11 protein-coding genes and 1 tRNA gene are annotated in these 13,913 nt (G+C 62.0%); 6 read left to right on the top strand and 6 right to left on the bottom strand.

The window, feature by feature from the left end; translation table 11 throughout:
• Nucleotides 1–173 precede the first annotated feature (173 nt).
• The 4 genes from EOB80_RS07210 (at nucleotide 174) to EOB80_RS07190 (ending at nucleotide 2,214) form a co-directional block, all read left to right on the top strand.
• Nucleotides 174–250: transfer RNA gene (locus EOB80_RS07210), tRNA-Pro, on the top strand.
• Between the two features lie 820 nt (nucleotides 251–1,070).
• Entirely contained in the window at nucleotides 1,071–1,241 is a 171-nt protein-coding gene (locus EOB80_RS07200; protein ID WP_348629501.1) for a hypothetical protein, read from the top strand.
• A gap of 6 nt (nucleotides 1,242–1,247) precedes the next feature.
• Complete coding sequence (locus EOB80_RS35085) at nucleotides 1,248–1,691, top strand: hypothetical protein (protein ID WP_245466274.1); 444 nt, start codon at nucleotides 1,248–1,250, stop codon at nucleotides 1,689–1,691.
• 178 nt (nucleotides 1,692–1,869) lie between these two features.
• A complete protein-coding gene (locus EOB80_RS07190; RefSeq protein WP_127327259.1) occupies nucleotides 1,870–2,214 on the top strand; it encodes a hypothetical protein in 345 nt (114 codons plus the stop codon).
• 33 nt (nucleotides 2,215–2,247) lie between these two features.
• Here EOB80_RS07190 and EOB80_RS07185 read toward each other — a convergent pair whose 3' ends face one another.
• The 4 genes from EOB80_RS07185 to EOB80_RS07170 form a co-directional block, all read right to left on the bottom strand.
• Nucleotides 2,248–3,867: an ABC transporter ATP-binding protein gene (locus tag EOB80_RS07185; RefSeq protein ID WP_127327168.1), complete on the bottom strand. Its 1,620-nt coding sequence runs from the start codon at nucleotides 3,865–3,867 to the stop codon at nucleotides 2,248–2,250.
• A gap of 16 nt (nucleotides 3,868–3,883) precedes the next feature.
• Nucleotides 3,884–5,005 carry an ABC transporter permease subunit gene (locus EOB80_RS07180; protein ID WP_127267925.1) on the bottom strand — a complete coding sequence of 374 codons (1,122 nt, stop codon included), beginning with the start codon at nucleotides 5,003–5,005 and terminating at the stop codon, nucleotides 3,884–3,886.
• Complete coding sequence (locus EOB80_RS07175) at nucleotides 4,998–5,921, bottom strand: ABC transporter permease subunit (RefSeq protein ID WP_127322904.1); 924 nt, start codon at nucleotides 5,919–5,921, stop codon at nucleotides 4,998–5,000. Before EOB80_RS07175 ends, EOB80_RS07180 begins: the two co-directional genes overlap by 8 nt.
• Nucleotides 5,922–6,085: 164 nt before the next feature.
• The gene (locus EOB80_RS07170) at nucleotides 6,086–7,678 is read right to left on the bottom strand and encodes a peptide ABC transporter substrate-binding protein (protein WP_127327167.1); all 1,593 of its coding nucleotides are present in this window, start codon (nucleotides 7,676–7,678) and stop codon (nucleotides 6,086–6,088) included.
• 411 nt (nucleotides 7,679–8,089) lie between these two features.
• Between EOB80_RS07170 and EOB80_RS07165 the strand changes: the two genes are divergently transcribed.
• Together EOB80_RS07165 and EOB80_RS07160 are read left to right on the top strand one after the other, a co-directional pair.
• Entirely contained in the window at nucleotides 8,090–8,503 is a 414-nt protein-coding gene (locus tag EOB80_RS07165) for a TadE/TadG family type IV pilus assembly protein (RefSeq protein ID WP_185928987.1), read from the top strand.
• Nucleotides 8,504–10,285, top strand: coding sequence for a TadG family pilus assembly protein (locus tag EOB80_RS07160; protein WP_127327166.1), 1,782 nt, complete (start codon nucleotides 8,504–8,506; stop codon nucleotides 10,283–10,285).
• 11 nt (nucleotides 10,286–10,296) lie between these two features.
• On the opposite strand, the gene EOB80_RS07155 is transcribed toward EOB80_RS07160, so the two are convergent.
• Together EOB80_RS07155 and glgX are read right to left on the bottom strand one after the other, a co-directional pair.
• Nucleotides 10,297–11,919, bottom strand: a complete 1,623-nt coding sequence (locus tag EOB80_RS07155) for an alpha-glucosidase family protein (protein WP_127327165.1) — start codon at nucleotides 11,917–11,919, stop codon at nucleotides 10,297–10,299.
• Entirely contained in the window at nucleotides 11,906–13,912 is a 2,007-nt protein-coding gene (glgX, locus tag EOB80_RS07150) for a glycogen debranching protein GlgX (protein ID WP_127327164.1), read from the bottom strand. Before glgX ends, EOB80_RS07155 begins: the two co-directional genes overlap by 14 nt.
• Nucleotide 13,913: the final 1 nt, after the last annotated feature.

Genomic DNA, 13,913 nt, shown 5'->3' with positions numbered 1-13,913 from the left:
ACGAGTTGTCGAGGACTGCGGCTTAGCACAGAAGGCTTTAAGCCACGTTTATCCCAGGAGGGAATCCGAGCCTTTAGGGCTATGCTCGACGAAAGCCTACGAAATGCGACAGAAGTGCCGCCATGCCGCTTGCAGGAACGAAGTGTGGCGGCTATAAGCCCGCGGTCTGGTCACGGAGTGTAGCGCAGCCTGGTAGCGCACCTCGTTCGGGACGAGGGGGTCGCAGGTTCAAATCCTGCCACTCCGACCAGAAAAAACAAAGAGTTAGCGCATCCCGACTTCGGCGCTCCACCTGTCCCTCCAGCGAGATTACTCTCGTCCCCCGTCAGTCGGATGGGCGAATTTCTATTCGCCGTGCCTCTGTGACCGCCCGACAGCGATGCCTGTTGCACTGGACAGTAACCAGACGGTCTCAACCGGCCGCCTGATGCCTTCATGCATGCGCTCGCGGGCAGATTCCGGAAAACATCCCGACTGGTACGCGCGTCCCGCTCAGCGGAGGCCAAAAAAGCTCAAGATCGCTATCACGATGACCACAGCTCCGACGAGCCAAATGATGTTGTTCATGATCTCTCTCCTGTTGCCTGGGGAAGCCCGCGCCTCTGGTAGAGAACGCGGGCCGATCAGCCTTTGCCGACTGATCTGCAGCAGACACCAAATCGTGATCCTGGCTGCGAGAAATAAACCGTCAGGCACGCCTAATGTTCCGTCGTGGCGTTCTATGATCATGGGCGCCGGCATCATCACCACGACAGCGCTGCCGTGACGGGCTCCGTCCTAACCCATCGGCACCATCCCGCGGTGATCGAGCGACGGGTACTAACGCAGGGATCCGGCCCCGATTCTTGATGGGAGTCGAGTTTGGATGGGGCCACGAGAGGCCTCTTGGCACGCGTCCCGATCATGTGCCCACGACCAGACTTAGGTCCGGCCCCTGCCCGACCGAAGTCCAGGTTGGAAACGCTTGCCCTTGCCCCAAATTCGGGTGGCGGGCAAAAATGATCAATGAAACTAAGAGCAGCAGCATGTCGAACCGTGAGACCAAAAGATCCCATGCCCTGAGCATGCGCATGACAGAGATCAAAGCCAGGATGCAGGAAGCCCAGATTACCGAAGACGAGATGAAGACCTTCCAGAAGGTCGCGGCCATCATGGAGGGCCGCGAGGGCCGAATCGAAGTTGACGACCTGATTGCCGCGCCATTCCTCACCGACACGCAGCTGAACAGCCAGAAGCGTTAAGCGACCATGCCGACGATTAGCAGACTTTTTGATTCCCCCGCCGATGCGGCGCGGGTTGCCAGCGACTTGGTGGCGGCCGGAATTCCTCGCGTACAGATCGCGATCATCGGGCCTTACAATGACGAGGCGGGATCTCTTCGGGTTTCCGCTTTGAGATCGTTACTTGGCGCTGCCGCCGGCGTGTTGGCCTGCCTGAGCGCCGTTGCGGCCTATGGCACCAATCCTGTTGCTGCGAGCGTATTGCCAACAGCGGTGGCTGGCGCGGTCTGCGGCGGCGTTGCCGGCGGTCTGCTTGGAACATTCGCCATGACAGCCATAGAGGCGGATGGTCAGGACGTTGCCGAGGGGGTCGTTCTGGTGACGGCGCATGTCGATGAAAATGACGCCGACATCGCTCAGGCAGTGCTCGGCGGTCGTCCCCCGTCGACGTTCGTGGCCGAAGCAGCGTAGGAAAGGCCCGCCCGACGTCGCCGGGACGGGCTCTCTGCGTTCACCAGCGATTGCGCCGGACGGAAAGGCTGGGCCGGTGGCAGGTTTCTTCGCGGGCCGCATATTTTGACGAAAAGGTCCGTCGGCTTTAGGGTCGATGGACCTGATGGAGTCAGCGAAACGGCGGGCCGAGTGCGACATGAATTTGAATTCAACCACAGCCCCGCCCTTGATTCTCGTGATTACGCTGGTTCTCGTCGCTGGCTGTTCATCGCTCGGCAGAACCGTCGATGCAGCGAAATACGATTCGATGACGTGCACCGACCTCAACAGGGCGATGGGAGACGTCGCCCGTGACATCTCGCAAACGGCAATCACGCGCGGCAAGGTGGCCAACACCAATGTTCCACGCTGGCTGCTCGGCGGCTCACGCGTGAAGACGGCGGTAGCCAACCGTGAAACAGCCAGGATCGACCGGCTTAAGCAGCAACAGGATGCCATTGCCGCTGTGCGAGCACGCAAGTGCCCCAGGTCCGCGAATTGAGCGGACAGCCAATGCCTCGGTGCGGAGCCCGGTTCAGGCGCTCAGGCGAAATCGCGTCACGTCGATCGCCGCGGCCATCAGCGTCTGTGTGTAGGCGTGCCGCGGATCGCTGAAGATCGCCTCGGTCGGCCCTTCCTCGACGATCTTGCCCTGTTTCATGACGATGATGTAGTCGGCCATGGCGCGCACGACCGACAGATCGTGGCTGATGAAGAGATAGGACAATTCGTGGTCCGCCTGCAGCTTGCGCAGCAGTTCGACGATCTGTTTCTGCACAGAGCGATCGAGCGCCGAGGTCGGCTCATCCAATACCACCAGCCTGGGCTTCAGGATCATGGCGCGAGCAATGGCGATGCGCTGCCGCTGGCCGCCGGAGAATTCGTGCGGGTAGCGATTGCGTGCGTTGGGGTCGAGGCCGACCTCGCGCAAGGCGTCGACCGCGCGTTGATCACGCTGCTTGCCCGAAAGATCAGGCTCATGCACCAGAAGTCCTTCGGTGATGACTTGGCCGACGGTCATACGCGGCGACAGCGAGCCGAACGGGTCCTGGAAGACGAGCTGCATCTGGCGCCGCAGCGGCCGCATCGCCTGCCTGTCGGCTTGGGAAATGTCGCGATCGCCGAAACGGATAAGCCCGTCGCTCGGCAACAGCCGCAGCAAGGCGCGGCCGAGCGTCGACTTGCCCGAGCCGGATTCACCAACGATGCCGATGGTCTGGTTTCGCTGCAGCCGGATCGAGATGTGATCGACGGCACGCAGCATCAGCGGTTCACCAGCAAGAAACCCGCCGCCAATCCTGAACGTCACTTCGACATTTCTACCTTCGAGCAGCACCGGAGCATTGGCGGGCGGCGGCGCCTTGCTGCCGGCCGGCTCGGCCGCCAGTAGCATTTTCGTGTAGGCATGCTGGGGATTGACGAAGATGGCCTCCGCCTCCCCCTCCTCGACAACCTCGCCCTGGCGCATGACATAGACCCGGTCGGCAAAGCGGCGGACGATGCCAAGATCGTGGGTGATGAAGACGATCGCCATGCCGAGCTTGCGCTGCAATTCGGCCAGAAGCATCAGGATCTGCGCCTGGATGGTCACGTCGAGCGCCGTCGTCGGCTCGTCGGCGATCAATATGTCAGGGTCGTTGGCGAGCGCCATCGCGATCATCACACGCTGGCGCTGGCCACCGGACATTTCATGCGGATAGGATTTCATCCGCCGCTCGGGATCGGGAATATGCACCAGCCGCAGCAGCTTGAGCGCCTCTTCCCGCGCCTCGGCGGCATTCAGGCCCCGGTGCCGGCGGATCGGCTCGATCAACTGGTTGCCGATCGAATAGAGCGGATCGAGCGAAGTCATCGGCTCCTGAAAGATCATGCTGATCTTGCGGCCACGAACCTGGTTGAGCTCGGATTTGCTGAGCGTCAGAAGATTGCGGCCGCGATAATCGACGCTGCCTGTCGCTTCGCCATTCGATGCCAGCAGGCTCATCGCCGCCATCATCGTCTGGCTTTTGCCGGACCCGGATTCGCCAACCACGGCAACGGTCTCGCCCGCATTGACGTGGATGCTGATGCCCTTCACCGCCTCGACTGCGCCGTCGAGCGTGCGGAAGCGGACACGCAGATCCTTGACGCTGAGGATCGTTTCGGAAGCAGCCATCTTAGCGATCCCCATCTTATCGATCTCTCGGGTCCAGTGCGTCGCGCAGGCCGTCGCCGACGAAGTTCAGCGCGAACAGCGTCGAGACGAGGAAGAAGGCGGGAAACAGGAGCAGCCAGTTGGCGGTGCCGATGTTCTTTGCGCCGACCGAGATCAGCACGCCCCAGCTTGTCATCGGCTCCTGCACGCCGAGGCCGAGAAACGACAGGAAGCTTTCCAGGATGATGACTTGAGGCACCAGCAGCGTCATGTAGATCACCACCGGGCCGAGCAGGTTGGGGATGACGTGGCGCAGCAGGATACCGCGCTGGCCGACACCCATGGCTTCCGCCGCCTGGACATATTCCTGCCGGCGGATCGACAGCGCCTGGCCGCGCACGATGCGCGCCATGTCGAGCCACAGCACGGCGCCGACCGCCAGGAACATCAGCACGAAGTTGCGGCCGAAAAACACTACCAGCATGATGACGAAGAAGATGAAGGGCAAGGAATAGAGCACGTCGACGATGCGCATCATCACCTCGTCGACCTTGCCGCCGGCAAAGCCGGCAGCGGCCCCGTAGACCACGCCGATGACCACCGCCACGACACCCGCGAGCAGGCCGATGGCCAGCGATATGCGCCCGGCCATCAGCGTGCGCGACAACAGATCCCGGCCGGTGTTGTCGGTGCCGAACAGGAAATACTGCTGCTTGATCGAGGCGCTCATCGTCACTTCGAGACCGTCGGGCGACTTGCTCTCGATCTTGGTGCCGTCAAAGGCATCTGAACGGTCGAGATAACGGATGTTGCGATCGTCGATCGGCCTGGTTGACTTGACGGTGACGAAGACCTGGTTGCCTTCCTGCCGCCACTCCTTGATGTCGACCCGCATGCGCTTGATCGCTTCGGTAAGCGCCGTCTCGATCATGTCGGCCTTCGGATAGGCTGACAGGCTTGGCGGCATGCGCACATAGTCGGCATAGATGGTGGTGTATTGATGGGGCACGAACCACGGCCCGAACACGCTGACGACACCGATCAGGGCAAGGTAGTACAGGCTGAACATGGCGGCGCGATTGGCCTTGAGCCGCGCCCAGGCGTCCCCCCAGAGCGAACGGCCGATGACGGTGGGGGCTGTGGCTGCGATGTCAGTCATAGCGCACCCTCGGATCGACGACCGCGTACATGACGTCGACGATCAGGTTGAAGACAATGGTAAAGATGGCGATCACCACCACCGTTCCCATCACCAGCGTGTAGTCACGATTGAGCGCGGCATCGACGAAATAGCGGCCGACGCCTGGAATGGAGAAGATCGTCTCGACAATGACCGAGCCGGTCAGCAATGCCGCCGCCGCCGGACCGGTGAAGGAGACGATCGGCAGGATGGCGCCGCGCAACGCGTGCTTGACCACCACCGACCAATCGGACAGGCCGAGCGCGCGCGCCGTGCGGATGTGGTGGGACCGCAAGGATTCGATCATCGAGCCACGCATCAGCCGGGCGACGATAGCGATCTGCGGCAGAGCGAGCGTCAGCACCGGGCCGACCTTGTTGATGAAAGCGCCATCGCCCCACCCACCGATCGGCAGCAGCCTCCAAGTCAGCCCGAACAGGAGTTGGATCACCGGCGCGATGACGAAGGTTGGGATGGTGCTGCCGGCCGTCGCCAGCGCGATCACCGTATAGTCGCCAAGCTTGTTCTGGTTAAGCGCCGCAATGGTGCCGAGCACACAACCGAGCAGCAGCGCCAGGACGAGCGCCGAGGCACCGAGCTGAACCGATATAGGCAGGCCCTTGGCGAAGAGTTCGGTGACGGTGAAGTCCGGCATGTTGTAGCTCGGGCCGAAATTGCCGCGCAGCAGATTGCCGAGATAATGGACGAATTGCAGCCAGAGCGGATCGTTGAGGCCGAACTGGGCTTCGAGATTGGCCCTGATCTCGGGGCTCAGCCCCCGCTCCTGGTTGAATGGGCCGCCCGGCGCGACGCGCATCAGGAAAAACGCCATGGTCACGATGACGAACAGCGTCGGGATGGCGGTCAGAAGCCGCCGTAATACGTATCGCAGCATCGGTGCCCCGCTTGACCCAGAGCAACGCGCGTCCAGCTGGACGGTTGCGCTCTAGCCTTCAAATCTTCGCACCGACATGCCGAAAATCGATTCCGGTTCTCGGGCCGATGCGATGGCAAACCAGCACCGCCGCGCATCTCTTTGCGCGGCGGCCCGGCTAAGGATCAGTCCTTGCTGATGAAGCGGGACGGATGGATGTCCATCACATTGTCGTCGAAGCCATGCAGCTTCGAGGAAACGATGTCGTGGAAGCTGTAGTAGAGAAGCGGAATGTTACCGACGTCATCGACAAGGATGCGCTCGGCCTCAGTGAGGTCCTTCATGCGCTCTTCCGGTTTGCCGCCGGCAGCCGCAGCCTTGTCCATGGCCGCTTCATATGCCGGGCTGACATAGCTCGAATAATTGTTGCCGCTGGCCTTGCGGGTGATGCCGAGGAAGGTCTCCGGATCCTTGTAGTCGGCGATCCAGGCGGCACGCGCCACGTCGTAGTCGCCCTTCTGCTCGAGGAAGGAGTAGTGGGTCTTGGTGTCGGTGTTGACGAGCGAGACGTCGATGCCGAGCGGCTTCAACTGTTCCTGGATGGCGACGGCCGTGTTCTTGTGGTTTTCCGAAGTGTTGTAGCGGATCTCCATCTTCAATGGATGCTCGGGCGTATAGCCGAGTTTCTCGAGGGTCTTCTTGGCAGCGTCCTCGCGGTCGATCTGCGACATGTCGGCGTATTTGGCCATTGCCGGCGTGTAGCCCGCGATGCCCGGAGGCACCATCGAATAGCCAGGCAGCATCGAGTTCTGCCAGACCTTCTCAGCGAGGAAGTCGCGGTCGATCGCCATCGAGATGGCGTTGCGCAGTTCGACATTGTCCCACGGCGCCTTGTCGGTCTTGATCGCATAATAATAGGTGCCGAGATAAGGTCCGACGCGGATCTGGTCGCCGAACTTGGTCTTGAGGTCAGCGAGTTGTTCGGTCGGCAGGTCGCCGTAGCTGTCGAGTTCGCCGGCCTCGAAGCGCTTCATCGCCGATGAGCGGTCTTCGGTCGGGATATAGTTGACGACGTCCATCTTGACGGTCGCGGCGTCCCAGAATTTCGGATTCTTGACCAGCTTCATGTGGTCGTTGGGTATCCACTCGGCCAGCGTATAGGCGCCGTTCGAAACGAGATTACCCGCCTTGATCCAGTCGGCGCCGAGCTTGTCGATCGAAGCCTTGTTGACCGGATAGGCGGCCTGGTGGGTCAGCATCTCCAGGAAGTAAGGCGTCGGCGCCTTCAGCGTGACTTCGAGGGTATTTGCGTCAATCGCTTTGACACCCATATCCTCCGGCTTGCCCTTCTTGGTGTTGACGTCCTCCGCACCCTTCACCGGGTACAGCATCGAGGCGTATTCGGCAGCGGTGGCCGGGTCTTCCAGCCGACGAAACGAATAGACGAAGTCGTCCGCCGTCACCGGGCTGCCATCCGACCAGAGGCCATCCTTGCGCAGCTTGAAGGTGTAGACAGTGCCGTCGTCGGACACTGTCCAGCTTTCGGCCGCGCCCGGAATGAGGTTCGTCTTCTGGTCATGCATGACCAGGCCCTGGAACAGGTCGCGTATGATATCGGCTTCGTAGACTGTCGAGGTCTTGTGCGGATCGACCGTCTCCGCTTCGGCGGCGCTACCTCTGTTATAGATGGTCTCGGCGAAAGCCGGCGTGTAGAACGTGCCGGCGGCCAGCGCCATGGTCGTGGCGAGCACCGTCGCCTTCAGCATGTTTTTCAGCATGAAGTTCTCCCTGTCGGCGCTGCCGTTGGCGCGCCTAGTAAGTGTTGACGCCCTGGAGCCGATATCTGACCCCTTTGAGCGCGCCGCTGGTTCCCGTCCTGCGGCTCGTGCCCAGACACTAACGCGGAGAATTTTTATTTCAACAGACTCTCTGGGTCACCCAAAGTAAGGCGGACGAAAGCTATGGCGTGGCCACTGAAACACCAGCCGAAACCAGAAGCTTGACTTGGTTTCTTCACCTCGACGCCATTTTTCACCGCGAATCGGAGCCATGCCAGTTTGCCGGAATGTCTTAATGCGTTCTTAAGCAACCTGGGGTTACATTATGAGTACCTTCTATATAGTTCGAACTTCAGACGCGTGGCGGCTATGAGCAACAGAGCAAGTAAATTGCCCAAAATCCGTCAATTAATGCGGAAATTTCAAGAAGAACACGGCACTTCTGCGGTCGAATTTGCCTTGCTTTCACCGATTTTCATTCTTCTTCTACTCGGAATGGTTGCATATGGTATATACTTCGGCGCCGCCAACTCGATCCAACAGATCGCAGCGGATGCCGCCCGCACGGCAATTGCCGGGTTGAACCAGACCGAACGCCAGACGCTCGTAGCCAGTTTCGTCACCAACAATGCCGGCGGTTATCCCTTCGTGGATGTCAGCAAGTTGACCTACCAGGCCAACGACAGCACGGCTGATGGAAGCCAGTTCGTGGTTTCCATCCAGTACGACGCCCGCAACCTGCCGATCTGGAACCTTTTCCCGGGCATAGCCATGCCCGGGACCACGATCAAGCGCCAGTCAACGATCAGGGTCGGGGGCATTTGAATGCTGCTGCATGCGTGCAATGGGATCGGTCGGCTTGCCCGGTTGATGCTGAGTGACAGGAAAGCGAACTTCACCGTCATGGCGGCATTGAGCGCGCCGGTGGCGCTGGCGCTGGCCGCGGTGGCGATCGACGAAGCCTCGATCTACACCGAGCGCCGCGAAGCCCAGGCAATGGTGGACCTGGCGGCGATCACCGCCGCCTCGAACATGACCAAAGTCAACACAGCGGTTGTCACCACACTGACCGACAACGGCATGCCAGGGGTTGTCGTTCAAAGCTCAGGACAGACGATCGAGCCGGCGGCCGGCAAAACCGTCGTGACGGTCACGCCCGGGCGATATGTGGCATCCGGCGCCAATGTGGGCCAGCGTTTCCAGGCCAGCGTAACACCCTACAATGCCGTCCGTGTCACCCTGAAGAAGATCCCGGCCCGCTATTTCGCGAGTTCGCTGATCCCCACTCCCGTCATCGGCACCCAAGCCATCGCCAGCATGACGCCGCAGGCGACGTTCTCGGTCGGATCGAGGCTCGCCAGCCTCGATGGCGGTATCCTCAACGCGCTTCTCGGCGGACTTCTCGGCAGCAACATCTCGCTCAGCGTCATGGACTACAACGCGCTGCTCTCCGCGGATGTGAGCGTGCTCTCCTTCGTCGACGGCCTTGCCACACAGTTGAACCTGACCGGCGTGTCGTATTCGGATGTGCTGGCATCGAAGGCGACCGTCGGCCAAATCGCCACGGCCATGGCCAATGTGCCGGGGCTTGGCAACACGGCCAAGGTCGCCCTGCAGACGATCGCGTCCAAGTCGACCGGTACGGTCCAGATCCCGCTCAGTCATCTGGTCGATCTCGGCTCCGTCGGCAAGTTGGGCCTCGGGCAAAGGCCCGCCGGCCTCGGCGTCGACGCCAGCGCCTTGGGAATGCTGACGGCCGCCGCCGGGCTGGCAAACGGTTCAAAACAGGTCGACGTCGCCCTAGGCGCCACCATTCCGGGCGTGCTGTCGACCACGCTCGCCATCGCCATCGGCGAACCGCCGCAATCCTCGCCGTGGCTGGCGGTTGGAGAAGCCGGCACCGTGGTTCGCACCGCGCAAACGCGCATCAAGCTGCTGGTCACGGTCGGCGTCGGCAATCCAAACCTGGGCGGCGGTATCAGCCTGCTGTCAGTCAAGCTGCCGCTGAATGTCGAAGTGGCCTACGCCGAAGCAAAGCTGACCGACATCAGTTGCCCGACCGGCCCCGACAGCCTGAAGGTTACCATTGCCGCGAAGCCCGGCATCGCGGCGGTGAACCTTGCCGCCAGCGATGCCGATAACAGCCCCACCGCCTTCGCGGATTTCAGCAACCCGCAGTCGTTCTCCGACGCCAACATCGCGGATGTCAGCCTCAATCTGCTGCTGTTAAAAATCCCGCTAATACTGGTGAAGGGTTCGGCGGGTGCCGACATCACCAACGTCAGCCCGACCAACCTGGTCTTCAACAAAACCGAGATCGCCGCCAAAACCATCAAGACGACGCCAACACGGGACATTACCCAGACGCTGACAACGTCACTGGTCGACAAGTTGTCGCTTTCCGTCAATGCGCTTGGTATCCTCGGGCTTGACATAACGGCGTTGCTCGGCACCGTGAAGCCAGCTGTGACGACGCTTTTGAAAACCGTAACGGCACCAGTCGACACATTGCTTTACAACCTGCTCGATACGCTCGGCGTGCATCTCGGCGAGGCCGATGTCCGGGTCACCGGCGCGACATGCGGACGTGCCGTTCTGGTGCAGTAACGGTCCGGGTATCAGACGAGCCTGCCAAAAAAGACTCCGAGCGCTGGCAGCAAAAGCTCGGTCGTGACGATCGCGGCATTGCCATCCAGCTGAACAACCGCTCCGATATTCCCCCGCAACGGCCAATTGGCCGGTCCTCCAGCGAAATTGAAGACACAGAGCAGTCTTTCACCGCCGCCCTCGCGAATGAAAGCGAGCACGTCACCCTCGGCGTCGAGAAAGCGGATCGAGCCTGATACCAGAGCCTCATGCTCCCCGCGCAAGGCCAGCGTGGTCCGATAGGACTTCAGCACCGAGGCCGTGTCGGCATTCTGGACGTCGACCGCGCGGGCGCGATGGCTGGCCGGTATCGGCAGCCACGGCCTGGCCGTGGAGAAGCCTGCATTGTCGGCGCCGGCCTCCCAGACCATTGGCGTGCGACACCCATCCCTGCCCTTGACGCCTGGCCAGAAGCGGATGCCGACGGGATCGCGCAGATCCTCATAGGCCAGCTCCGCCTCCTCCAGGCCCAGCTCCTCGCCCTCATAGAGGCAGATCGAGCCGCGCAGGCAGGACAACAGCATGATCGAGAATCTTGCGACGGCGTCGGGATCGCTGCCCGGCCTTGTCCAGCGGCTGACATGGCGCACCACGTCATGGTTGGAGAACGCCCAGCAGACCCAGCCGTCGGAGACGGCCGCCTCGAAGGCTTCGACGCAGCCACGCACATGCGCGGCCGAGAACTGCGGACCGAGCAGGTCGAAGGTGTAACACATATGCAGCTTGTCGCCGCCTGAGGTGTAAGCCGCGAGCGTCTGCAGCGAGCGGCCTTCATCGCCGATTTCGCCAACCGCGGCGCGGTCGTCATATTCATCGAGCAGCGCCCTGAAGCGGCGCAGGAACGCTAGGTTTTCCGGCTGCGTCTTGTCGAACAGATGCTCCTGGTAGAGGTAGGTGTTGGTCTCGCCGTTGGTGCCGGCGACACTCGACGCCAGCGGCGGATTGCTGCGCAGCCAGCGGTCATGGACATAGTAATTGACCGTATCGAGCCGGAAGCCGTCGACGCCGCGCTCCAGCCAGAACCGCACCGTGTCGAGAAGCGCGTCCTGGACCTCCGGGTTGTGGAAATTCAGGTCGGGCTGCGAGGCAAGGAAATTGTGCATGTAGTATTGCCGGCGGGTCGAATCCCATTCCCAGGCCGGGCCACCGAAGACGGAGAGCCAGTTGTTGGGCGCGCTGCCATCGGGCTTGGTATCGGCCCAAATGTACCAGTCAGACTTGGGGTTATCGCGGCTGGCGCGGCTTTCGACAAACCAGTTGTGCTTGTCGGACGAATGCGACAGCACCTGGTCGATGACGATCTTCAGGCCGAGACGATGCGCCTCGGCGACCAACGCATCGAAATCCTCGAGCGTGCCGAACATCGGATCGACATCGCAGTAATCCGACACGTCGTACCCCATATCGGCCATCGGGGACTTGAAGAAAGGCGACAGCCAGACTGCGTCGACACCAAGCGAGGCGACATGGGCGAGCCTCGACGTAATGCCGGCGAGATCGCCGCTGCCGTTGCCGGTCGTGTCCTGGAAGGAGCGCGGATAGACCTGGTAGATGACGCAGCCGCGCCACCATCCGGTCCTGTCACCTGCCGCCATTGCGCTTCTCCCCTGTACCGGCTTGCGCTCGTTCGATCATGAAGATCACCGCCCGTCCCGATATCGGTCGCGAGTTGTCCGCCGCATCCGGCGCTTCGATGGCTGGAGCCCAGAAGAATCCGTCTCGCTCAGGCAAGGTGAACATGCAGGCCCGGCGATCGCCGTTGATGATGACGGCCAGGCGGCTGACGCCACCCAGGATCATGACGAGGCGGTACCGCTGCGGGTCCTGCCAGCACTGTTCATTGAGCGGCGCGCCTGTCTCGGTCAGCCATGCGACGTCCGGTATCTCTGAACCTGCCGGTGGCTGGCCAGTGAGGAAGCTTGTATCGGAGAGCGCCGGCATCGATCGGCGCAGCCTCGAGAGTTCCGCCGTGTAGCGCTCCAGCGCCTGGTCGCGGCCGGCCCAGTCGAGCCAGGTGATCTCGTTGTCCTGCGCATAGGCGTTGTTGTTGCCTTGCTGGGTCCGGCCGAACTCGTCGCCTGCGGTCAGCATGATGGTGCCGCGTGAGGCAAACAGCGTGGCGAGCAGCGCGCGCTGATCGTTCTGGCGAGCCTCCCATACGGCCGGATCGTCCGCATCCCCTTCGACGCCGCTGTTCCAGGACAGGTTTTCATTGTGACCGTCGCGGTTCTGCTCGCCATTGGCTTCGTTGTGCTTGCGCTCGTAGCGCACGATATCGGCGAGCGTCATGCCGTCATGGGCGGCGATGAAATTGACGGTCCGACTGGCGTTTTGCCTGTTCGTTGCGAACACATCGGACGAACCGGCAAGCCGGGTCGCCAGCGCACCGACCATGCCGGCGTCGCCGCGCCAGAAGCGCCTGACGTCATCGCGATACTTGTCGTTCCATTCGAGGAAGGGCGGCGGGAAATTACCGAGCTGATAGCCGTCGGAACCGATGTCCCACGGCTCGGCGATCAACACCCGATCGGCCAGCAGTGCGTCATCGCGCATCGCTCTCAGCAGCGGCGCCTCGGCATCGAATGTGCCCTCGACCCGCCCCAGAATGGGCGCCAGGTCGAAGCGGAAGCCATCGACACCGGCATCCCTGACGAAATGGCGAAGCGTGTCGAGGACCATTTCCTGGACCACAGGATGGTCGCAAGCGACCGTGTTGCCGGTGCCGGTGTCGTTGGCCAGCCCGCCGTCTGATGAGTGCCGGTAATAGGCCTGGTTGTCGAAGCCGCGCAGCGACAGCGTGGGACCAAGCCTGTCGCTCTCGCCGGTGTGGTTGAAGACGAGGTCGAGGATGACGCCGATGCCAGCCTCTCGCAGCACGGCGACCGTGTTTCGCAATTCCATGACGCCGCCAGGCGCCAGGCGCGGATCGAGGGCCATGAACGTCACGGGATTGTAGCCCCAGGCGTTGCGCAGCCCGAGCGGCGGCAAATGCCGCTCGTCGATCGACGCGGTCACCGGCATCAGTTCGACCGCGCCAACCCCCAGTTTTTTCAGATGCTCGATAACCGCCGGGTGAGCAAGTGCGGCGACTGTTCCGCGCAATTTTTCGGGAATGTCCGGATGCAGCATGGTGAAGGCGCGCACCGGCACTTCGTAAATAAGGCCGCCCGGCTGGAATAGCGGCGGGGGGCCAGCCTGCACCGGCTTCGGCAGCGCAGCGGCAATCGCCTTCGGCATCAGCGGTGCGGTATCGGCGCCCTCGCCCCGGCGCCGGGCCAGCCGCCAGTCATAGACATAGGACCTGTCGATCTCGACGGCATAAGGATCGGTCAGGAGCTTGGCGGGATCGAACCACAGTCCGCGTTCCGGCGCGTAGTCGCCATCGGCGCGAAAGCCGTAGCGGATGCCCTGGCCAAGGCCCGCAACGAACAGCGCATGGACGCCCTCACCTTCCGGCTGCAGTTCGAGCCGTTCGATTTCCCGGTTGCCCTGCTCGTCGAAGATCGAGACCCAAAGCCGACGGGCCGCCTGCGACCAAGCGGCAAAGCGGATGCCTTCGCGGGTGACGGCGGCGCCGAGCTGGGTCATG

Source organism: Mesorhizobium sp. M7A.F.Ca.MR.245.00.0.0, assembly GCF_003997415.1.
Taxonomy (GTDB): Bacteria; Pseudomonadota; Alphaproteobacteria; order Rhizobiales; family Rhizobiaceae; genus Mesorhizobium.
This window is presented reverse-complemented; position numbering and strand designations above follow the sequence as displayed.